Source organism: Streptomyces sp. NPDC058457 (assembly GCF_042720695.1).
Taxonomy (GTDB): domain Bacteria; phylum Actinomycetota; class Actinomycetes; order Streptomycetales; family Streptomycetaceae; genus Streptomyces.
The window spans coordinates 47,784-67,764 of the sequence record NZ_JBHXLU010000044.1; the positions used below are offsets into that span (position 1 = coordinate 47,784).

At 70.4% G+C, this 19,981-nt stretch carries 18 protein-coding genes, 1 tRNA gene and 2 pseudogenes; 10 read left to right on the forward strand and 11 right to left on the reverse strand.

Annotation, left to right across the window (positions count from 1 at the left end; all coding sequences use genetic code 11):
- Window positions 1-87 precede the first annotated feature (87 nt).
- Window positions 88-1,536, reverse strand: a complete 1,449-nt coding sequence (locus ACFWPS_RS29730; protein WP_383710187.1) for a cupin domain-containing protein — start codon at window positions 1,534-1,536, stop codon at window positions 88-90.
- 109 nt (window positions 1,537-1,645) lie between these two features.
- Window positions 1,646-3,445, reverse strand: coding sequence for a helix-turn-helix domain-containing protein (locus tag ACFWPS_RS29735; protein ID WP_383710189.1), 1,800 nt, complete (start codon window positions 3,443-3,445; stop codon window positions 1,646-1,648).
- 135 nt (window positions 3,446-3,580) lie between these two features.
- Between ACFWPS_RS29735 and ACFWPS_RS29740 the strand changes: the two genes are divergently transcribed.
- The 3 genes from ACFWPS_RS29740 to ACFWPS_RS29750 all read left to right on the forward strand — a co-directional run bounded on the left by ACFWPS_RS29740 (window position 3,581) and on the right by ACFWPS_RS29750 (window position 6,903).
- A complete protein-coding gene (locus ACFWPS_RS29740; RefSeq protein WP_383710191.1) occupies window positions 3,581-4,774 on the forward strand; it encodes an FAD-dependent monooxygenase in 1,194 nt (397 codons plus the stop codon).
- Window positions 4,775-4,816: 42 nt separating this feature from the next.
- Window positions 4,817-5,851: an alcohol dehydrogenase catalytic domain-containing protein gene (locus ACFWPS_RS29745; protein ID WP_383710194.1), complete on the forward strand. Its 1,035-nt coding sequence runs from the start codon at window positions 4,817-4,819 to the stop codon at window positions 5,849-5,851.
- A 245-nt stretch (window positions 5,852-6,096) separates the two neighbouring features.
- Window positions 6,097-6,903 (forward strand): thioesterase family protein, encoded by an 807-nt coding sequence (locus tag ACFWPS_RS29750; protein ID WP_383710196.1) that lies wholly within the window; start codon window positions 6,097-6,099, stop codon window positions 6,901-6,903.
- Between the two features lie 275 nt (window positions 6,904-7,178).
- Here ACFWPS_RS29750 and ACFWPS_RS29755 read toward each other — a convergent pair.
- A pseudogene (locus tag ACFWPS_RS29755) lies at window positions 7,179-7,775 on the reverse strand (aminotransferase class IV); the annotation flags it as partial.
- A gap of 17 nt (window positions 7,776-7,792) precedes the next feature.
- Window positions 7,793-8,773, reverse strand: coding sequence for an aldo/keto reductase (locus tag ACFWPS_RS29760; protein WP_383710199.1), 981 nt, complete (start codon window positions 8,771-8,773; stop codon window positions 7,793-7,795).
- A 127-nt stretch (window positions 8,774-8,900) separates the two neighbouring features.
- Between ACFWPS_RS29760 and ACFWPS_RS29765 the strand changes: the two genes are divergently transcribed.
- Window positions 8,901-9,383, forward strand: a complete 483-nt coding sequence (locus ACFWPS_RS29765; RefSeq protein WP_383710201.1) for a hypothetical protein — start codon at window positions 8,901-8,903, stop codon at window positions 9,381-9,383.
- Between the two features lie 12 nt (window positions 9,384-9,395).
- On the opposite strand, the gene ACFWPS_RS29770 is transcribed toward ACFWPS_RS29765, so the two are convergent.
- From ACFWPS_RS29770 to ACFWPS_RS29790, 5 genes are all read right to left on the reverse strand, one after another.
- Window positions 9,396-10,277: a LysR family transcriptional regulator gene (locus tag ACFWPS_RS29770; protein WP_383710204.1), complete on the reverse strand. Its 882-nt coding sequence runs from the start codon at window positions 10,275-10,277 to the stop codon at window positions 9,396-9,398.
- Window positions 10,278-10,751: 474 nt separating this feature from the next.
- Window positions 10,752-11,921 (reverse strand): hypothetical protein, encoded by a 1,170-nt coding sequence (locus ACFWPS_RS29775; protein WP_383710207.1) that lies wholly within the window; start codon window positions 11,919-11,921, stop codon window positions 10,752-10,754.
- Window positions 11,918-12,595 carry a DsbA family oxidoreductase gene (locus ACFWPS_RS29780; protein WP_383710210.1) on the reverse strand — a complete coding sequence of 226 codons (678 nt, stop codon included), beginning with the start codon at window positions 12,593-12,595 and terminating at the stop codon, window positions 11,918-11,920. The genes ACFWPS_RS29775 and ACFWPS_RS29780 overlap by 4 nt, the downstream gene beginning before the upstream one ends.
- Window positions 12,582-12,950 (reverse strand): cupin domain-containing protein, encoded by a 369-nt coding sequence (locus ACFWPS_RS29785; RefSeq protein ID WP_383710213.1) that lies wholly within the window; start codon window positions 12,948-12,950, stop codon window positions 12,582-12,584. Before ACFWPS_RS29785 ends, ACFWPS_RS29780 begins: the two co-directional genes overlap by 14 nt.
- A 293-nt stretch (window positions 12,951-13,243) precedes the next feature.
- Window positions 13,244-14,206: a zinc-dependent alcohol dehydrogenase family protein gene (locus ACFWPS_RS29790; protein ID WP_383710216.1), complete on the reverse strand. Its 963-nt coding sequence runs from the start codon at window positions 14,204-14,206 to the stop codon at window positions 13,244-13,246.
- A 111-nt stretch (window positions 14,207-14,317) separates the two neighbouring features.
- On the opposite strand from ACFWPS_RS29790, the gene ACFWPS_RS29795 reads away from it, so the two are divergent.
- Window positions 14,318-14,962, forward strand: a complete 645-nt coding sequence (locus tag ACFWPS_RS29795; RefSeq protein WP_383710219.1) for a TetR/AcrR family transcriptional regulator — start codon at window positions 14,318-14,320, stop codon at window positions 14,960-14,962.
- A gap of 213 nt (window positions 14,963-15,175) precedes the next feature.
- On the opposite strand, the gene ACFWPS_RS29800 is transcribed toward ACFWPS_RS29795, so the two are convergent.
- A tRNA-Pro gene (locus ACFWPS_RS29800) sits at window positions 15,176-15,249 on the reverse strand.
- A gap of 106 nt (window positions 15,250-15,355) precedes the next feature.
- Between ACFWPS_RS29800 and ACFWPS_RS29805 the strand changes: the two genes are divergently transcribed.
- The 3 genes and pseudogenes from ACFWPS_RS29805 to ACFWPS_RS29815 all read left to right on the forward strand — a co-directional run.
- The gene (locus tag ACFWPS_RS29805; protein ID WP_383710223.1) at window positions 15,356-15,865 is read left to right on the forward strand and encodes a DUF309 domain-containing protein; all 510 of its coding nucleotides are present in this window, start codon (window positions 15,356-15,358) and stop codon (window positions 15,863-15,865) included.
- Between the two features lie 45 nt (window positions 15,866-15,910).
- On the forward strand, window positions 15,911-16,693 hold the full coding sequence (cobF, locus tag ACFWPS_RS29810; RefSeq protein WP_383710225.1) for a precorrin-6A synthase (deacetylating): 783 nt from the start codon (window positions 15,911-15,913) through the stop codon (window positions 16,691-16,693).
- 151 nt (window positions 16,694-16,844) lie between these two features.
- A pseudogene (locus tag ACFWPS_RS29815) lies at window positions 16,845-17,960 on the forward strand (MDR family MFS transporter); the annotation flags it as partial.
- A gap of 459 nt (window positions 17,961-18,419) precedes the next feature.
- On the opposite strand, the gene ACFWPS_RS29820 reads toward ACFWPS_RS29815, so the two are convergent.
- Window positions 18,420-18,701, reverse strand: a complete 282-nt coding sequence (locus ACFWPS_RS29820) for a hypothetical protein (RefSeq protein ID WP_383710228.1) — start codon at window positions 18,699-18,701, stop codon at window positions 18,420-18,422.
- A gap of 21 nt (window positions 18,702-18,722) precedes the next feature.
- On the opposite strand from ACFWPS_RS29820, the gene ACFWPS_RS29825 reads away from it, so the two are divergent.
- Together ACFWPS_RS29825 and ACFWPS_RS29830 are read left to right on the forward strand one after the other, a co-directional pair.
- Window positions 18,723-19,244, forward strand: a complete 522-nt coding sequence (locus ACFWPS_RS29825) for a MarR family winged helix-turn-helix transcriptional regulator (protein WP_383710231.1) — start codon at window positions 18,723-18,725, stop codon at window positions 19,242-19,244.
- A gap of 70 nt (window positions 19,245-19,314) precedes the next feature.
- Entirely contained in the window at window positions 19,315-19,980 is a 666-nt protein-coding gene (locus ACFWPS_RS29830; RefSeq protein ID WP_383710233.1) for an SDR family NAD(P)-dependent oxidoreductase, read from the forward strand.
- The last annotated feature ends 1 nt before the right edge of the window (window position 19,981 follow it).

The window sequence follows — 19,981 nt, forward strand, 5'->3', positions numbered from 1 at the left end:
TCGGTGCCTGCGGACCCGGCTCCGCCAGTGGCGTCCGTGACGGCCTCGCCCTTGAGGCCGTCACCTGAGACGGTTTCCTGCCGGCGGTCAGGGGTGGGTGTAGTCCACGGCTGCGGGCTCGGCGTATTCGTCGAGTTCGGGGAGGTTGACGACGATCGGGTCGACGCCGGATCGGACGACGGCCCAGACCGTCTCGAACTCCGGGGAGGCGTTGATCTCCTGGTGGACCACGTGGGCCGGGATGAACACGAAGTCGCCGGGGCCGGCCTCCGCGACGTTCTCCAGCTTGTCGCCCCAGCGGTAGCGGGCGGTGCCGCTGATGACGTGGAGGACGGTCTCCTGGTCGCCGTGGTGGTGGGCGCCGGTGGCCGCGCCGGGCCGTACGGTGCTGCGGAAGGCGGACAGGTGTGCCGCTCCGGGGTTGCGGCCGTCGAAGGCGACCTCACGGATGAGGCCGGGGGTCTGGGGGGTGTCGCCGTCGAGCTGGTCGTGGTGCACGACGCGGATCCGGGGGTCGGGGTGGGTGTCGCCCATGAGTGTGCGCTCTCCGGTTTCAGGATGTGTGGTGGGTGGAGTGTTCAGGGTGTGCGGTGGGCGCGTGCCAGCGGCCAGGACTCTCCCCAAGATCATCCAGAAGACCCAGCAGACGCCGAGCTGTGCGGGGAAGAGGCTCAGTCCGTCGGAGCCGAGGGCGGCCCGGGCGTCGGAGCCGAGCAGGAGGCGGGTCGCGCCCGACAGGGCGAAGCAGAGGCCGGCGCCGAGGGCCGCGTTGCCCACCGCGGTCCACAGGAACCAGCCGACCTTGCTGCGCACGGTCTGCCAGGGCCAGTTGTCGGTGAGGTTGCTGGTGACGAGGACCGAGACGACGATCGAGTGGAAGAGGCCGATGACCTCGTCGACGCTGAGCGGAGCATCCTTCACGCTGCTCCAACTCGCCAGCACCGGCAGGGCGAAGACGGCGTACAGCACGAGGCTCGCGACCGTCGAGACGGCGATCTCGGCCAGACCGGACCAGGGTTGGGCAAGGCCCGGCGTCTTCCAGGGGCGGTGCTCGAAGACGGTCGCGAAGGGAACGTTCGTCACGAAGACGAACAGGACGAAGACGGCTCCGGTGAAGTAGCCGACTCCACCGACCCGTTCAGGGGCGAAGCTCGGGTCGACCTCGCCCCAGGCCAGAGCGAGCAGGGCGGTGATCCCGATGCCGGCACCGATGGCGGCGGTGGCGAAGGCGAGCCCGCGCAGCGGCTGGGGCAGGCGGTCGAAGCCCTTGAGTTCCAGGTTGAAGGCCAGGCACACGATGGCGAAGAGGGTCCAGAAGATCACCGCGTTCGCCGGGTTGCCGTAGACGTCCAGGACCGCCCGTCGGGGGTCGATGAAGAGCCACCAGGTCGCCAGCGACAGCGCTGCCACGATCAGCAGGGTCGCGCCGGCGGACGGGACGGCGGCACTCGGTGCGGGTCCCGGTTCGGAGAGTTCGGAGGGTTCGGAGACCGGAGTGGCCATCGCCGTGGTGGCGGCTTGCTGTGGGTCGTGCATGGGCCCTCCCCGCGTCGTTGCTGGGTGAGGACATGCTCAGGGGCTCTCGGCGACGGGTGTCCTGTGCTGCTGAACAGTGTTCACCGTCGATGCTGTTCGTACGGACAGGTCAGATGCTGCGGGTGATGTCGTCGATGGCGAGGGCCGCGCGCAGGGTGGTCAGGTCGCCGACGCTGGTGAGTGAGACCCCGAGCAGACTCTCGATGCGTTTGACGCGTAGGCCGACGGTGTTGGGGTGGATGTAGAGCGCCTCGGCGGTGGCGTGGGTGTTGAGGTCGTGGTCGAGGTAGGTGCGCAGGGTGGTGACCAGGTCGGTGGCGCGGCGGCGGTCGTAGTCGCGCAGGGGGCCGATCCAGCGCTCGGCGAGGACGCCCATCCGCTGCGGGTCGACGTCCGCGAGGAGCATGCCGATCATGCCGGCCGTGGTGACCGTGAGAATGTCCTCGTCGGGGGCGTACGGGATGAGCCGCAGCAGGCCGAGGGCCAGGCGGAAGGCGCCGGGCAGTTGGTCGGGCGTCGGGGACGTCTCACTGACGGCGACGCGCACGTCTCCCTCCATGGCCTGGCCGGCCACGGTGCGGATGTGCCGGGCGAGCTCCTCAACGCCCTGCGGGTCGGCCGCCGGGGCGACGACCACGATGGCGCCGTCGCGCAGGGCGAGCAGGGGTCTGGGCCGGGGGCGGGCGAGGACGAGGGACTGGACCAGGCGCAGCAGCTGGGCGGCGTCCGCCTCGCCGGCCCTGTCGTTCTGGACGGCCAGGACGCGCTGGGGCAGCCGCAGGTCGCTGCCAAGCCGGTCGGCGCGGGCCATCACCGCCTCGGGGTCGGCGAGGGGTCCGCCCGCGAGTTCCGCGACCAGGTCGCCCCTGAGCTGCCACTGGGCGTCGGTGACGGCCCGGCGTCGCAGCATCTCCAGGCCGAGGACCACGGCGGCCTGCTCGACGGCACGCAGGTGGAGATCGTCGTCGCCCTCCCCCGCCAGCCAGAGCACACCCAGTGTCTCCTCACCGACCCGGACCGGCGCCGCCAGCAGGCCGGGGAAGGACTCGGAGGCCAGCACCGGGGACGCGTGCGCGAGACGGTCCAGCAGCGTGTCGTCGCCGTGCTGCCGGGGCTGTGAAAGCCAGTCGGGCGGCCGGACGGACACCCCGGCACGGGGCACTACGGCCAGGATCTGGCCGGAGACGTCCTGGACGGCGACGGCCCGGTCCGTGATCTCGGCCAGCTCGGTCGCGATGTCGGTGACGCCGCCGCCTCGCCGGGCGACTCCGATGAACCGGTCGTGGATGGCCGCGTGCTGCCGGAGCAGCTCGTTCAGCGCGCTGAGTTCCCGCACCCGGCGGCGGTCGCGCTCCAGCTGTGCGCCTGTCTCCAGGGCGATGCCGGCGTGGCTGGCGAGGACCTGGAGCAGCTCCAGGCCGCCGGGGCCGAGGCGGCGCGGGTCACTGCCGTAGACGTTCATGGTGCCGACGGTCTCGCCCTGGTTGCGCAGCGGGACGGAGGCCATCGAGTGGTGGCCGTGTTCCTGGGCGGCCTTGGCCCACGGGCCGTAGGAGGGGTCGTGGGAGATGTCCTCGACGATCACCGGTTCACCGTCGACGAAGGCGCGCCGGGAGGGGCTGCCGACGAAGGCGTCCGAGGGGGCCAGCAGCAGCGGGGACTCCTCGTTGACCAGCCGCAGATAGCTCTCGCTCAGGCCCCACGAGCCCTCGATCCGCAGGGCCGCGCGGTCACCGTCGACCAGCAGCACGGCCGCGCTCTCGTAGCCGAGCAGGTCGCAGGCGGTGCGGGCGATCTGCCGCAACAGGTCGGGCAGGTCCCGTTGCTGGTTCACGGCGATGGCGAGTTCGTCGATGGCGCTCATCCAGCGCAGGAGATCCGGCGTGGTGGAGGTCGGGGACGACGGCATCGATGCCTCCTTGAACGACCCGGACTGTGCCATCACCCATGGTAGTGCCGGATCACTGTGAACTCGCACATCCGACGGCGGTCCCGCCCGGAGCCACCATGGCGTCCACCACCCCCTGGGCGAGAGGAATCCACGGTGGACAGCTACGAGGGCCTGCGCGCCGCAGTGGTCGGCGGATCCATCGGGGGGCTGACGAACGCACTGCTGCTGCGCGAGTCGGGCTTCACCGTCGACGTCTACGAGCGCACTCCGGCACTTCTGGAGAACCGCGGCGGCGGGATCGTGCTCCAGCCCGTCACCATGAAGTGGTTCGGCGAGCGCAGCGCCCGCCGCATCGAGGAGCTCAGCACGGTGACACGCCAGGTGCGCTACCTGGGCGCCGGCAACGAGGTGCTGCACGAGGACCCGGTCGAGTGGCGCTACTCGTCCTGGTCGACGATCTACCGCGCTCTGCTCGACGACTTCGGCACCGACCGCTACCACCTCGGCGAGTTCTGCGCGGGCTTCGACCAGGACGCCGACAGCGTGACCCTGCGGTTCGTCTCCGGCCGGACCGAGACCGCCGACCTGGTGGTCTTCGCCGACGGCATCACCTCCACCGCCCGCAAACGGCTCTTCCCGGACCTGCGGGGCACGTACTCCGGCTACATCGGCTGGCGCGGCACCGTTCCCGAGAACGAGGTGAGCGAGCAGAGCCGCGACCTGCTGTGCGAGGCACTCACCTACAGCGTGGCCCGGGACACCCACATCGTCCTGTACCCGATCCCCGGCATGGACGGGGGCATCGCGCAGGGGCAGCGGCTGCTCAACTACGTCTGGTACCGCAACGTCCCGGCCGGCCCCGCGCTCGACGAACTCACCACGGATCTACGGGGCTTCGAATGCCCGGTGTCCGTCCACCCCGGTCAGGTGCAGCAGCGCTTCGTGGACGAAATGCGGGCGACAGCCGAGGAGTTGCTGGCCCCGGCCGCGGCCGAGACGGTCGTACGCACCCGACAGCCGTATCTCCAGGTCGTGTTCGACACCCGCATCCCCGCGATGGCCGAGGGCCGGGTGGCGATCATCGGCGACGCCGCCTTCGCCGCCCGCCCGCATGCCGCCGCCGGCACGGCCAAGGCCGCCGCCGACGCCTGGGCGCTCCACGAGCACCTGAGTGCGGCCGGCGGCGACATCCCCACCGCCCTCAAGCGCTGGGAACCGGCCCAGCTGCAACTGGGCAACCAACTGATCGACCGCGTCGCACAGATGGGTCACCGCTCGCAGGTGGCAGGCACCTGGACCCCGGGCGACCCCGACCTGCGATTCGGCCTCTACGGGCCCGGCATCTGACGCCCGGCACCACCGCACCGCCATTCAACAAAGGAGTTGGACATGAAGGCACTCGTCTACGACGGACCGGGGAAGATCGAGTACCGGGATCACCCGATGCCGACGCTGACCGAGAACACCGACCTCCTCATGCGCGTCACCCACACCACGATCTGCGGCACCGACTCGCACATCATCAAGGGCGGCGTACCGACGGTGAAGCCGGGCACCGTCCTCGGCCACGAGGCCACCGGCGTCGTCGAGGAGGTCGGCTCGTCGGTGACGAACGTCCGGCCGGGCGACCGGATCCTGGCCGTCTGCGTCAGCGCCTGCGGCTACTGCCGGTTCTGCACCACCGGCATGTACGGCCAGTGCGTCAACGGCGGCTGGGCCCTCGGCCACACCATCGACGGCGTGCAGGCGGAGTACGCCCGCATCCCCTTCGCCCGCAACTCCGTCTACAAGATCCCCGAGGCGCTCACCGACGAGCAGGTGCTCTTCCTCACCGACATTCTCGCCACCGGCTACGAGGTCGGTGTCCTCAACGGCCAGGTGCGTCCCGGCGACACCGTCGTCATCGTCGGCGCCGGACCGGTGGGCCTGTCCGCGACCGTCACCGCCAGGCTGTTCTCGCCGCGCAACATCGTCGTCGTCGAACGCACACCCGCCCGCCGCGAGATGGCCCTCAAGCTCGGTGCCACCCACGCCGTCGGCGAGGACGAGGTCCGCGACCTGGTAGGGAAGCTGACCGACGGCTACGGCGCCGACGTCACCATCGAGGCCGTCGGCTTCCCCGACGCCTTCGAACTCGCCGCCGGCCTGGTCCGCTCCGGCGGCCGTATCGCCAACATCGGCGTCCACGAGGGCCCGGCCACGCTCCACCTGGAGCAGCTCTGGTCCAAGCAGGTCACCATCACCACCGGCATCCCCTCGGGCCTGACCATCCCCCAGCTGATGAACTCCATCGCCACCGGCGCCCTCGACGCCACCCGGCTCATCAGCCACCGCCTGCCACTCGCCGAGACCATGCGGGGCTACGACGTCTTCACCCGCAGCGCCGAGACCGGCGCCCTCAAGGTGGTCCTCACCAACAACTGACCACTCCGGCAAGGCCGTCGAGCCGGGTCCACCCTCCCCTACGGGCCCGGCTCCACGGTCTTCATCACGAGGCGCGAGGTGACGTTCCCGATGCGGGGGACGGTCATGACACGCCCGTCGTGCTGCTCTGCCTCCTCGCCTGACCAGCCCGGCCGCACGATGATTGCACTGTGCACTTTCTCACCCGGCGCGACGAGCACACGCCGGTAGCCTCCACACCAGTCACGTGCAAGGAGAGACGTCCGTTGTCCGACCCGACCGCGCCCCTCGGCAGTTATTTCGAGACCATCGGCGACCACCGCTACAAGCCGACGCTCCACGCGGGCGGGGCCTGGGCGGCGGACGAGCAGCACTTCAGCCCGCTGGCCGGGCTCGTCGTCCACGCCCTCGACCGGCATCGGGCAGCCGGCCCGGACAGCGGTCTCCTGCTGTCCCGGATCAGCTATGACATCCTCGGCCGCCTCGCCCTCGACGAGTGCGAGATCGAGGTGGAGACCGTCCGCCCCGGGCGGACCATCGAACTGCTCGAAGCGGTGGTGCGGATCTCCGGCCGGCCGGTCCTGCGGGCCCGCGCCTGGTTCCTGGCCGAACTCGACACCAGCGCGGTGGCGGGCGGACCCGACGACCGCCTCACCCCGCCGGAGCTCCTCGCCCCGTGGCCGGCGACCGACATCTGGCCCGGCGGCTACATCAACTCCGTGGAGATCCGCCCGGTCGCACCGCCCCGGCCAGGCCGAACGGCTGCCTGGATCCGCACGCCGCTGGAGCTGGTCGACGGCGGGGCCGCCGGCCCGCTCGCGTCGTACCTCGCCCTCGTCGACACCGCCAACGGCATCGCCGTCCGGCAGTCACCCACCGCGTGGATGTTCCCCAACATCGACCTGACCATTCATCTTCACCGCCAACCACGCGGCACCTGGACGGGGTTGGACACCAAGGTCACCTTCGGGCCCACCGGCCAGGGCCTGACCAGCACGGTCCTGCACGACATGGACGGCCCGGTCGGACACGCCTCGCAGATCCTGACGGTCCGCCCGCTGCCGGGGGCGTGACGCGTCCGGTCAGCGGAGAGTGTGGCAGAGACCCAGGTGGCGACGGGCCGCCCGCGGGGTGTGTCAACTGGGAGCTCCTTCACAGGACCTTGTCGAGCCAGCCGTACGGGTCCGGCCCGCGGCCGTTCTGGAGGTCGGTCAGCGCCGCCTTCAGGCGTTCCGCCACGAGCCGGCCTCCCGTCGCCGATCGTGAAGTCGTACGACCGGCCTCGCACTCGCCCGATCGGTGTCACGACGGCGGCCGTGCCGCAGCCGAACACCTCTCGCAGCCGACCGCTCCGGGCATCCGTCTGCCACTGGTCGACGGCGTACGGCTCCTCACGCACCGTCAGCCCCAGGTCCGCAGCCGGCGTGATCAGGGAGTCGCGGGTGATGCCCGGCAGGATGGTCCCGGTGAGCGGGGGCGTCAGCGGGGACCCGTCGTCGAAGACGAAGAAAACGTTCATGCTGCCGACCTCCTCGGCCCGGCGCCGCTCGGCGGCGTCGAGGAAGACCACCTGCTCGCAGCCCTCCCGGACCGCTTTCGCGTGAGCGGCGAGACTCGCGGCGCAGTTGCCGCCGGACGAGGACTTCAGGCCGAGCGCCGCCACTGTGGCGATCATGAACTGGCGTAGCTGCAGCGCCCCGCCCTCGGTCCGCGGGATCCAGTATTGGTCGGCGCGGACCAGGGAGCGTACCGATTCGAGGAACAGCTCCTCCGGCAGTGGAGGCATGTCGCGCCGGACCGCCGAGTTGTGGAAACGGCGGGAGCGGGAGTTCACCCTGGGGACCCGGCCGAACGCGGGATCGCGGAGCAGCGCTTCGCGCTCGCTCGCCGGGACGGGATTCAGGTTCGGTATACGGGAGAGGACCTGCGCCTCGCCAAGACCCATGGAGTGTCCGTCCCCCGTCAGAAGAGCGCGATGGGCGGCAGCGGGGGGAAGATCTGGTCGAGTTCGGCGAGGTCCTCCGCGCTGAACTCGTATCCGACGGCCGCCGCGTTCTGGGCGACCTGCTCGGGGCGGGTGGCGCCGGCGATGACCGAGGCGACGGCGGGGCGGGAGACGAGCCAGGAGAAGGCGACCTGGACCTCGGTGAGGCCCCGCCTCTTGGCGAAGTCGCCGAAGGCTGTGAGCTGTTGCAGGTCGGCGTTCTCGAAGTCGTCCTGGCGGAAGTGCGTCAGGCGGGCGCCCTCGGGAGCCTTGCCGGTGGAGTACTTGCCGGTCAGGAGCCCGCTGGCGAGCGGGTAGTAGGGCAGGACCCCGAGGCCGAAGGCGGCGGCGGCCGGCAGGACTTCGAGCTCGGCGCGGCGGTCGAGCAGGTTGTAGTGGTTCTGCGAGGCGACGAAGCGGGTGGTGCCGACTTGGCGGGCGAGGTACTCGGCCTGGGCGATCTGCCATCCGGCGAAGTTGGAGTGGCCGAGGTAGAGCACCTTGCCCTGTCGCACCAGGGTGTCGAGCGCAGCCAGGGTCTCCTCGATCGGGGTGACCGGGTCGGGGGTGTGGAACTGGTACAGGTCGATCCGGTCGGTGCCCAGCCGGCGCAGGGACTCCTCGACGGCGCGGACGATATAGCGGCGCGAGCCGCGGACGCCGAAGTCACGGCCATTGGCTCCCTCCGCGTCCATGCCGAACTTGGTGGCGATCACGACGTCGTCGCGGTGGCCCTTCAGCGCCTCGCCGAGGAACTGTTCGCTCAGCCCGGGAGGCGTGCCGTAGGTGTCGGCGACGTCGAAGAAGGTGATGCCGGCCTCCAGCGCGGCTCGCACCACAGCGGTGCTGCCCTCCTGGGTGGCGCTGGCGGTATTCGGCCTGCCGAGGTTGCTGCTGCCGAGGCCGACGGTGGAGACGGTCAGGCCCGAGTTGCCGAGTTGGCGGTGGCTGATGGACATGGTGCGCCCTTCCTTGCGATGTGTGCCCAGCCTGTTCAGCCCGAAAAGATGAGTCAAATCAATCCAGCCCATCAACCTATGCAGGAATTCGATGACCATCCTGTCGCCGAGGCGAAGCAGCCGTGGGATGTCGATCGCGGTGTCGATCGCGGTGTCGATCGCGGTGTCGATCGCGGTGTCGATCGCGGTGTCGATCGCGGTGTCGATCGCGGTGTCGAAGATCCGGGATGTGGGGGACGGGACGAAGAAGGGCCGGTTCGAGATCGGTGATCGCGCCGCGGCGCGCGGTCTGAACGATCTCGATCCCGTGTCCGGAGAACTGCTCGACGGGCCGGTCACGGCGCTCGTCGTGGTGACCGGGGCCAAGGGGCGGCCGGATCTCGCTCCGGTGTGGTTCGGCCACCGGCTCAGCACCACGGCCACGGTCGTCCGGGAGATCTCCGAGGACGATCCGGCCGAGGGCGCGCGCGTCACCGCCCGTCCGGACCGTATGCGGACCAAGTACAGCGGCGACCAGGGCTCGTACCCGCTGCGCGAACCAGGACGCGACGAGCGCCGCATCCTGTTCGAACTGCGCGTCGATTCCGTTGCCGCCTTCGGCCGCCCTTGAGGGCCGGCGGCCCTACGCCGGGGCGGACACATGCTTCTCGGACAGGTTCCGGACAGCGGTGACGGTCGGGTGCCAGGGGCGGCCGGTCGGGCCGGTCAGGACCAGCCGGCGCTCCAGGCGCGGCCTGAGCGGGACCAGGGTGAGGGTGTCCGACAGCATGCTCGCCGCCAGCGACGGGACGATGGCGACGCCGAGGCCGGCCTCCACCATGCACAGCAGCGTGGTGAGTTCGCGGATGCGCTGGGTGGGGCGGTAGGGCCGGCCGGTCAGCGCGTGCAGGTGCTTGACCTGGGTCTCGCAGCCGGAGGTGGTGGCCAGCAGCGGATCCTCCAGCAGGTCCGCCAGTCCGATGGACTCCTCCCCCGCCAGCGGATGGTCGCTGCGTACGACGGCTTCGTAGGCGTCGGTCGCCAGATGCAGGGCACCGCGGGGCAACGGGTCCGGGTCGATGAGGATCGCCGCGTCGACCGTGCCGCTCTCCAGCCACTCCTCGATCTCCTCGTCGAGGCCCTCGAAGAGGGTGATCTCGACCTGGGGCAGCTGCTCGTGCCACAGCCGCAGCAAGCCGGGCAGCAGCCCGCGGGCGGCCGTCGGCGGCACGGCGAGCCCGATCGATCCGGCGGCCGTGGCGCTGGTGTGCGCGGCTGCGGCAGCAGTGAATCCGCGGGCGGCGGACAGGGTGGCGCGGGCGTGCGGCAGCAGGACGTCACCCAGGGGGGTCGGCCGCACCGGAGCCGCACGGAGTACCAGCTCGCCCTGCACTGTCCGCTCCAGCGCGGCGAGCGAGTGCGACACCGAGGACTGGCTCATACCGAGAACGGCGGCAGCCGCACCGAACCCTTCGTGGTCGGCGATCGCCACGAACACAGCGAGCTGCCGCAGAGTCACGTCCATCGAAAGACCCAATCTCCACAAGCCGCACATCGATTTACTTCATCTTACTGACGGGGTGACGCTGATGGCACCGGACTGGCGCACATCCTCAACAACCGGGTGATCAGTGCATGCGGTGCGACCACCGCCGCCACCTACCTCACCCCGATGGCCGGCGTCGCCCTGGGCGTCCTCGTTCTCGGTGAGACCATCCACTGGCAAGAGCCCGTAGGCGCCGTGCTGGTCCTGCCCGGCATCCTCATCAGCCAGGGACGCCTTACGGCGAACCGACGCGGTCAGGCGTCGAGCGCGGACACGGCCCCACGGAATGCGACCGGGCCCTCGACGAGGCGACCGGTGGAACGGCATGCGGTCCGGTGCACGCATCGGCAGATCCCGTCCGGCACGCACCATGACAGGCCCACGCACCGGGCCGTCCTCGTTCACGCTGACGGCTCCGCGATCGCGACAAGGACGGCCGGGCGAGCCAGGAGGTCAGTAATTCTGACCGCTGACCGCGGCACTCGCCGGCACCGGCCCGTTGAGACCGAGCCGCTGGCCGAGCCCGACGCCGTGCCGGTAAAGGGCGTCGCCTTCGGCCAGTCGGTTGTTCTCCCACGCAGCCAAGGCCGCGTCCAGGGAGGGGAGTTGCTGGAGAGCGGTGAACAGGATGATGGCGTCGGCGGCCGCCTTCTCCGCGCTGGCGGCCGTGTGCGGCCGTACGACGAACGCCGCGTCCCCGGTCAGCAGCAACCGGTCCTGGCGCATCCGGGATACCCGCCCGTCGAGGATCGCCTGCGCGAACGGCTCGCGGGTGAGCTCCACCAGCCGGCGCAACGGCTCGGGCAGCACCTTCTGTGCCCTGTCCAGGAGTTCGGCGTACACCTGCGGGGCGATCAGCCCCGGGGGCAGAGACAGTCCGTGGGCGGCGCCGTCGCGGTCGGTGGTGACGCGGTCGAGCGCGGGTGCGTCGGCGCGTACGTACCAGACCCAGTTCATACGGCGGCTGCCGGGCGCGGTCGCGCCGAAGTCGCCGGGGATGAAGTAGCAGAGGAACTGGGTGCGTTCACCGTCGTAGAAGCTGAACCGGTCACGGAAGAGCGCGCTCAGATCCTCCGGGAGTTCGGTCTCGTCGATCACGCCCCGGTAGGCGACGTATCCGGCGTAGCGCGGTGTGCTGTCGGGTGCGACGAGGCCGCGGTGCCGGGAGGCGGAGCCGTCCGCGATGATCGCGAGGTCGACGGGCTGAACGGTGTCACCGACGTGGACGGCAACGCCGTCCGGACGGGGTACAAGGGCGGTGGCCGGGCGGCCGTCGTGGTAGCGCGCCCTGTCGAGGCGGTCTCGGAGGGACTGGTAGATGGCCCCCCAGGAGATCATCTGCTGCCGCATGAGCGTCTGGTGGCTGCGCCCGTCCCGGGCGAAGAACTGCCGGTGGGTGACCGGCACACTGACGCTGTCGGGGTCGACGCCGCAGAAGGTGTTCAGGAACCAGGCGACGCCCGGCTGGAGCACGATGCCCGCGCCGCGGTCGTCGGGGCGGCCCGCGGACCGCTCCCAGACGGTGACGTCGAGACCGAGTTCGGCGAGCGCGACCGCCTGGAACAGCCCGCCCAGCGAACCGCCCACCACGCCCACCGACTTGATGTCCGACACCGCGCTCACGCCGAGCACACCCCGCCCTCGCACGTGGTTCCGTCCGGCACCTCGGTGGCGTGGCGTTCGAGGATCTCGACGAGCGCCTCGGTCGGGACCGCCCCGTTGATCGCCTTGTCGCCCACGATCAGCAAGGGGACCCCGCTCAGCCCCAAGTACTCGGCGAGCTGCGCGTCTTCCCGTACGACGGCCTCCAGCGCCGGATCGTCCAGCCGTTCGGCCACATCGTCACCGAGTCCCGACTCCGCGCCCAGCCTTGCCAGTACGGCGATGTCGCCGACGTCCTGGCCCTCCGAGAAGTACGCCACCAGCAGGCGGTCGGCCATCGCCGCGCCCTGCCCCGACTCCCGCTCGGCGAGGGCGATCAGCCGATGTCCGGCCCGGGTGTTCGGCGTCCTGGCGATCGCCTCGTAGTCGAAGACGATCCCCTCGTCCCGGCCGGCCGACACGGTGCCGGCGTCCATCTGCCGCGACCGCTCCCAGCTGCCGAACTTCTCACTCCGGTAGGTGCGCCGGTCCATCCCGGCCGCCGGCATCGTCGGGTTCAGCTCGAACGCGTGGTGGCGGATCCGGAACTCCTGCCCGGTGCGCTCCTGCACGATGTCGACGGCCTTCTGCAGCCGCCGTCCGCCGATGTAGCACCAGGGGCAGATCAGGTCACTGAACACATCAAGCGAGATCATCGGAACCTCCGGCGTACTGGATGTCGAACGGCTTGTTGGTGATGAACAGGAACGTGCAGTCGCCGTCCTCGGTCGCGCCGTGCGTCATGGTGCCGCCCTCCGGGAACCAGACGAAGCTCCCGGCCGGGAAGTCGCCCTGGTGCGTGCTGAGGGTGCCGTCGAGGACGTAGATGCCGTGGGCGCAGTTGTGCGTGTGCCAGGGGTTGGTGAACCCGGCCTTGTACACCACCTTCAGCACCTCCATCCCGGTGTCGGGATCGGCCATCAACGGCAGCCGGTCGAGGACCGCACCGATCTCCGGAAGCGGAAGCCGCTCCCACTGGGCGGTGTTCGTGTCGACCGCCGTGAGCTTCAAGGGCGTGAGCCGAGCGCCAGACATGAGGATCTGCTGCCTTTCGATGCGAGAGCTTGAATCACCTCACAGCATGGCAACGCGCAGCCCAGAAGCCACTGTGCGTGTACACAGCGTCCTGCCATATACATGTGCTGATGAACATACGTAGCCCCATCAGTGCTGCTGGCGCCCTTCACCTCGGAACCGCGTCGGCACCTCGCATGGCCGCCCCCGGCCGGAAGGCGACTTGCTCCTGAGGTACTCCTGAAGCCCTCTCGGTCCGAACCCACGGGAGAACGCCGCGTCTGCCCGGTTCAGGGCGCCAGCACGACCCTGCCGAACACCTTGCCCGCGTCCATTTCGCGGTGGGCCAGCACCGCCTCGTCCAGTGGCATCGTCTCGTGCACGACCGTGCGCAGGTCCCCGTGAGCGGCGTCGGCGAACTGGGACGACCGCACGGCCTGCCTGTCGGGGCCGGGCACGGTGTCGGAACTGAAGGTGGCGAACGACAGCGACCTGCGGAAGGCGTCCATCAGCCGTGTGCCGAAGTCCGCGGGCGGCTGCCCGCCGACGACGCCGACAGCCACATACCGCCCGTTGGAGTTCAGCCTGTCCAGGAAGCGGGGAAGCCGGGGACCCCCCACGACATCGATCACCACGTCGAAGCCCGACGGTGCGTCCGAGCCGCCCTCGCCCGAGCGGTCGAGGACGTGGGTCGCACCCAGGTCCCGCAGGCGGGCGCCACGCTCCGCCGATGAGGTGGTGACCGCCACCGCGCCCGCACCACCTCCGGCTGCGAGCTGGACCGCCGTGATCCCGATGCTGCCGGCCGCACCGCGCACGAGCACCGTCTCTCCGGGTGCGAAACGGGCCCGGTCCAGGGCGAAGTGGGCGACGACGCCGGAGCCGCCGAGAGCCACCGCGTCGGCGCCGGTCAGGCCGTCGGGCAGCGGAAGGACATCCTCGACCGCGGCGACGGCCTGCTCGGCATACCCACCCGACAGGCCGGTGAACGCCCACACCCGCCGCCCCGTCCACGAGGCGTCCACGCCCTCTCCCACGGCGGTGACGGTCCCCGCCACCTCGCTGCCGAGGAGATGGCCCTCCCGGAAGCCGTAGGCGGCGAGCGTTCCCCGGCGGATCACGGCGTCCACACCGCCCACCCCGATCGCCTCTGTGGCGATGCGCACCTGCCCCGGGGCAGGAACGGGCACGGGCAGGTCGACGACCTCCAGGCCGTCGGGGTTTCCGAACGTCCTGATCACGACGGCTTTCATTGCTGCTCCTCGGGGCGGTGGCGGGACGGGTCACAGCCGCTGTGGCCAGGGCGGCAGCACCGTCATCGGACCGTAACGGACGCCCCCGTCCACTTGGCTAAAGTGAGAAGCATGACGGCCGCTTTGCCTCGGACTGTGCGCTCCGACGCCCGCGACAACCGGGCCCGCATCCTGGACGCCGCCCGCGCGGTGTTCGGCGAGGAGGGCCTGAACGCGCCCATGCGCGAGGTCGCCCGGCAGGCAGGCGTCGGCCCCGCCACGCTGTACCGGCACTTCCCGACCAAGCAGGCACTGATCGCGGAGACCTTCGCCGAGCAGCGGCGAGCCTGCCACGCCGCCGTCCGCGACGCCCTGACGGACCCGGACCCGTGGCACGGATTCCGGAGCCTGGTCGAGCGCATCTGCGAACTCCACGCGCACAGCCGGGGATTCGCCGACGCCTTCATGACGGCCTTCCCCGAGGCCATCGATTTCGCCTCTGACCGCGAGCGCACTCTGCACGCGGTCGCCGAACTGGCCCGCCGTGCCCAGGAGACCGGCCGGCTCCGCCCCGGCTTCGTCGTCGACGACCTGATCCTCATGCTCATGGCCCACCGGGGCCTCCAGGACACGCCGCGTGGCGACCGTGTCACGGCCTCCCGCCGCTTCGCCGCCTACGTGATCGAGGCGTTCCGCGCCGCACCGGAGACGGGAGCGCCCACGCCGCTGCCGCCGGCACCACGCCTGCAGCTCGCGCACTCGCCCAGCACGTCGTGAACCCGCCACCACGAGCTCCGTCATCCTCGCAACCGCCAGCTCCCGCAGGCACCGGGCACGAGCCGCCGGGATCGCTGCCGGCGCGTCGTCCAGCACGGCTTCCGGCTCCTGGAACGCGCGGGCACGGGGCTGGTCCCCGACCGGTCCCCAAAAATGATCAAAGGCCCTTCCAGAACTTCTCTGAAAAGACCTCTGACCTGCGACTTCGTAAAGTCGGGACGACAGGATTTGAACCTGCGACCCCTTGACCCCCAGTCAAGTGCGCTACCAAGCTGCGCCACGTCCCGGTGCGCTCGCTCGCGGTGACCCGCGTGATCGCGCGAACAGCACCTTACCCCACGTGCCCGGGCAGGCAGAAAGAGGGCGGGCGGCGGGGAGGGGACAATCGGTCGTATGGAAGACGCGGGGACAGGGGCACGGGACCGGGACGCCGAGGGGCGGGCGCGCAACGCCCGGCCGCGCGACGGGCTGGGGCGGCCGCTGCCGTACGGCGCACCGGGCGTCGAGCGGCAGCCCGAGGGGGTCGTGCGGACCCCGGAGGAGACGGTCGCCGAGGCGCAGGCGCTGCTGGACGCCGGGAAGCCGTTCCACGCCCACGAGGTGTTCGAGGACGCCTGGAAGTCGGGGCCCGAGGCGGAGCGGACGCTGTGGCGGGGGCTGGCCCAGCTCGCGGTGGGGCTCACGCACGCGGCCCGCGGCAACGTGACCGGCGGGGCCCGGCTGCTGCGCCGCGGCGCCGGCGCGGTCGAGGCGTGGGCGGCCGGGGGCGGGGTGCGGCGGCCGTACGGGATCGATGTCGACGGGCTCGCGCGGTGGGCGCGGGAGCTGGCCGGGCGGGTGGAGGGCGGTGCCCGGAGCGTCGGGGCGAGAGCCGAGGCGCCCCGGCTGCGCGGCGCCCGGTAGCACCGGGGTGACCCGCTGTCAGTGCCATGCGGCAGACTCGGAGGCGTGCGAAAGATTCATGTCATCGGTATCGGCGCGGGCGACCCCGACCAGCTCACCCTCCAGGCGGTCCGGGCGCTGAAGAACACGGACGTGTTCTTCCTCCTCGACAAGGGCGAGGTCAAGAGCGACCTGACCCAACTGCGCCGGGACATGCTCGACACCCACATACCGGACGGCGGCTACCGGCTGGTCGAGGCACGGGATCCGGAGCGGGACCGGGCCGCGGGGGGCGGGGCGTACTCGCCGGCCGTCGGCGACTGGCGCAGCGCCCGCGCGGACATCTACGAGGGGCTGATCCGCGAGGAGCTGGGTGCGGAGCAGACCGGCGCCTTCCTGGTGTGGGGCGATCCGTCCTTGTACGACAGCACGTTGGCGATCCTGGAGGAGGTGCTCGCCCGGGGCACGGTGCGGTTCGGGTACGACGTGGTGCCCGGGATCAGCAGCGTCTCGGCGCTGGCGGCCCGGCACCGCACAGGGCTGAACCGGGTGGCCCGGCCGGTGCAGATCACCACGGGCCGGCGACTCGCCGAGGGGCTGCCGGACGGGGTGGACGACGTGGTGGTGATGCTCGACGCCCACCAGGCCTTCCGCCGGTATACGGACGAGGACATGGACATCTACTGGGGCGCATACCTCGGCACCCCCGACGAGATCCTGGTCTCCGGTCCGATCGCCGAGGCCGGTCCGCGCATCGAGCGGCTGCGGGCCGAGGCACGCGAGCGCAAGGGCTGGATCATGGACACGTATCTGCTGCGCCGCCACCCGGAGGTTCCGAAGGAGGACTGAGCTGTACCCGGGCGGCCTCTTCCGGTACGCGACGGTAGCCCGCCGGTGTGAAGGTGACATCGCGACAGAGACCGCGCGACCCGTCCTGCCTGACGTGTCCCAGCCGCCCGTCCTCGACGTCCGCCGGCGCAACGTCGTCTTCGTGACGATCATGTTGGGGATGCTGCTCGCGGCCCTGGACCAGACGATCGTGGGCACCGCGCTGCCGACGATCGTGTCGGACCTGGGCGGTGCCGCGCACATGTCGTGGGTGGTCACGTCCCACCTCCTCGCGGAGACCGTGGCGACCGTCCTGGTCGGCAAGTCCGGCGCCCTGTTCGGCCTCAAGGTGGTCTTCCAGGTCTCGGCGATCGTCTTCATCACCGGCTCGTTCCTGTGCGGCCCGGCCACCAACATGTCGCTGCTGATCTCCTGGCGGGCGATGCAGGGCATCGGCGCCGGCGGGCTGTTGGTGACCGCGATGGCGCTGATCGCCGATGTCGTCCCGCTGCGGGAGCGCGGCAAGTACCAGGGCGCGATCGGTGCGGTGTTCGGTGTGGCCACGCTCATCGGGCCGCTGCTCGGCGGGCTGTTCACCGACCACCTGTCGTGGCGCTGGGCGTTCTACGTCAACGTGCCCATCGCGATCGTCGTGGTGGCCGCCGCCGCCCGCATCATCCCGGTGGTGAAGTCGGCGGCGAAGCCGGTCATCGACTACCTGGGCATCGCGCTGGTAGCGGTCGGCGCGAGCTCGCTGATCCTGCCGACGAGCTGGGGCGGCAACGAGTGCCCGTGGACCTCGGGCACCGTCATCGGCCTGTTCGTCGGCGGCGCGATGGCACTCGCGCTGTTCTGCTGGGTGGAGACCCGGGCGCGGGAACCGATGCTGCCGATGCGGGTGTTCGACGACCCGGTCTTCACCGTCTGCTCGATCCTCAGCTTCGTCGTCGGCTTCCCCATGCTCGGCGCGATGACCTATCTGCCGAGCTACCTCCGGTACGTCGACGGCGACTCGGCGACGATCTCGGGTGTGCGGACCCTGCCGATGGTGATCGGCCTGCTCATCGCGTCGGTCTTCAGCGGCAACGTGGTGAGCAGGACCGGCCGGTACCGGCTCTTCCCGATCATCGGCTCCGCGGTCATGGGTGCGGCCTCTGTCTGATGTCCCTGATGGGGCCGGGTACCGGGGGCCTGGCTGGAGTCGCTGTACATGTTCGTGCTCGGCACCGGCATCGGCCTGTCCATGCAGGTACTGACGATCGCCGTGCAGAACACCGCCGGCCACGCCCTCGTCTCCGTCATCCACAAACTCGAAGGTGATGGTCATCTCCTCCGGTTTGCCGACCATCCGGACGGCCTCAGCGGCCTTGACCAGGAGGGACACGCCGTCCTCCTCGCCCAGTCGCCGAGGGTCCCAGGTCATCCCGATCGGCGGAGAGTCGGCGCGGAGCGTAGAGATGTCGCCGCCAAAGCTCGCGTCGACTTCGTAGATGACGACGAGTTCGGTCAGCCAGGCACGGGCCGCTTCCTCATGCAGGACGAACAGATCCATCTGCGTTCTCCTTCCTGTGACGATTCCTGTGACGATGGGGTGAAGGCTTGGCTCGCGCGATTCCATTCGAGGGCCCGGCTTCGTGTCCGGTCAGTCTGTCGTGGTCGCCCGATGTGCAAGGACCAGTCGCCGGTGTATTCGTCCAGGTCGATCCGCGGGGTTCCGGTGCGCCGGCGTCGTGGATGCCGGCCCGGATCATGCGGCTGGTGCCCAGCTGCAGTTCGACGGCACCGATGAGCTCAACAGGTCCGGCACCGAAGTCTTCGGCCAGCCCAGTCCGGAGGCGGCCGGCTGGTGTGGCGGGCGGCTGATCTTCATCATCCCGGACAGCGGAAACACGGCCGCCAGCACACCCGCGACGATCCACAAGAAGAAGCCCATCGACACATCACTCCCTCCATCAACTTCAAGGTTGGAGCAATGGAGGCGTTCATTTAATTCAAGCCAGGAGTAAATTGGTTTGGCTTTTTGCTCCACGCTTGGAGTACGTTGGGGGGTATGGAAGAGGAGCGGGAGACCGCGGAGCCGCGTTGGCTCGACGCCGATCAGCAGCAACAGTGGTACGCGTTCGCCTATGTGCTGACCCAGCTGCCGGCCGCGCTGGAGGCGCGGATGCAGCGGGACGCGGGCATCGCACAGTTCGACTACGTGGTGATGTCCGCGCTGTCGATGGCGCCGGAGCACACCCTGCGGATGAGCGAGCTCGCCCAGTACGCAGGAAGCACGCTCACCCGGCTGTCCAACGTGGTGATCCGGCTGGAGAAGCGCGGCTGGATGCGGCGCCACCCCGACCCCACGGACGGTCGCGCGACCCTGGCGACCCTCACCGACGACGGCATGGACAAGGTCGTCGCCTCGGCCCCCGGCCATGTCGACGCGGTGCGCCAGCTGATCTTCGACCCGCTGACCAAAGCCCAGCAGCGTCAGCTCGGCGCCATCTCCCAGCGCATGCTCGCCGCTATGAAGGCGCCGTGGCCCGCCGACTGGCCCGGCACCACCCCGTCGGCCGACCAGGACTGACCCCGCGCACACCCCACGGTTCTCGCCCGGCCGACCAGCCGGAACCACGCCACCCCCCAGGAGTTTTCGCATGCCCACGATCGCCATCGTCGGAGCCGGACCGGGCCTGGGCCTGTCCATCGCCAAAGTCTTCGGAGGCCATGGCTTCGACGTCGCCCTGATCTCCCGCACCAAGGACAAGCTCGACGCCCTGGTCGCCGACCTCACCGAGGCCCAGATCACCGCGGAAGCCTTTCCCGCCGACGCCGGCGACCCCGCCCAGCTCACCGCCGCGCTTCAGGCCGCGATCGCGCGGTTCGGGCGGATCGATGTCCTGGAGTTCTCCCCGCACGCGGGCCTGGCCATCACCGAACCCAAGGAGGTGACCATCGACACCCTGCGCCCGCAGATCGACAGCCTCCTCTACGGTGCGGTCGCCGCCGTCCAGGCGGTACTGCCCGGAATGCTCGACGCCAAATCCGGCACCCTGCTGTTCACCACCGGCGGCGGCGCGATCGACCCGTACCCCATGCTCGCCACGATCAACATAGCCCAGGCAGGCCAGCGAAACTTCGCGATCAACCTGCACAACACCCTCGCCGACGAGGGCATCTACGCGGCCTGCGTGGCCATCAACCTCATGATCGCCACCAAGGCCCCCGAAGGCGTCCCCTACCGCTCACCCAACGAGATCGCCCTCGACTACTGGACCCTCCACACCACCCGCACCCAGGCCGAGCACTTCATCGGCGCCTGAC

Coding starts and splice junctions, on each gene's coding strand:
- ACFWPS_RS29830 (WP_383710233.1), top strand. CDS start 19,315: ATGCCCACGATCGCCATCGTCGGAGCCGGACCGGGCCTGGGCCTGTCC.
- ACFWPS_RS29805 (WP_383710223.1), top strand. CDS start 15,356: ATGGAAGACGCGGGGACAGGGGCACGGGACCGGGACGCCGAGGGGCGG.
- ACFWPS_RS29770 (WP_383710204.1), bottom strand. CDS start 10,277: ATGGACGTGACTCTGCGGCAGCTCGCTGTGTTCGTGGCGATCGCCGAC.
- ACFWPS_RS29745 (WP_383710194.1), top strand. CDS start 4,817: ATGAAGGCACTCGTCTACGACGGACCGGGGAAGATCGAGTACCGGGAT.
- ACFWPS_RS29760 (WP_383710199.1), bottom strand. CDS start 8,773: ATGTCCATCAGCCACCGCCAACTCGGCAACTCGGGCCTGACCGTCTCC.
- ACFWPS_RS29795 (WP_383710219.1), top strand. CDS start 14,318: ATGACGGCCGCTTTGCCTCGGACTGTGCGCTCCGACGCCCGCGACAAC.
- ACFWPS_RS29735 (WP_383710189.1), bottom strand. CDS start 3,445: ATGCCGTCGTCCCCGACCTCCACCACGCCGGATCTCCTGCGCTGGATG.
- ACFWPS_RS29825 (WP_383710231.1), top strand. CDS start 18,723: ATGGAAGAGGAGCGGGAGACCGCGGAGCCGCGTTGGCTCGACGCCGAT.
- ACFWPS_RS29765 (WP_383710201.1), top strand. CDS start 8,901: ATGTCGATCGCGGTGTCGATCGCGGTGTCGATCGCGGTGTCGATCGCG.
- ACFWPS_RS29780 (WP_383710210.1), bottom strand. CDS start 12,595: ATGATCTCGCTTGATGTGTTCAGTGACCTGATCTGCCCCTGGTGCTAC.
- ACFWPS_RS29790 (WP_383710216.1), bottom strand. CDS start 14,206: ATGAAAGCCGTCGTGATCAGGACGTTCGGAAACCCCGACGGCCTGGAG.
- ACFWPS_RS29730 (WP_383710187.1), bottom strand. CDS start 1,536: ATGCACGACCCACAGCAAGCCGCCACCACGGCGATGGCCACTCCGGTC.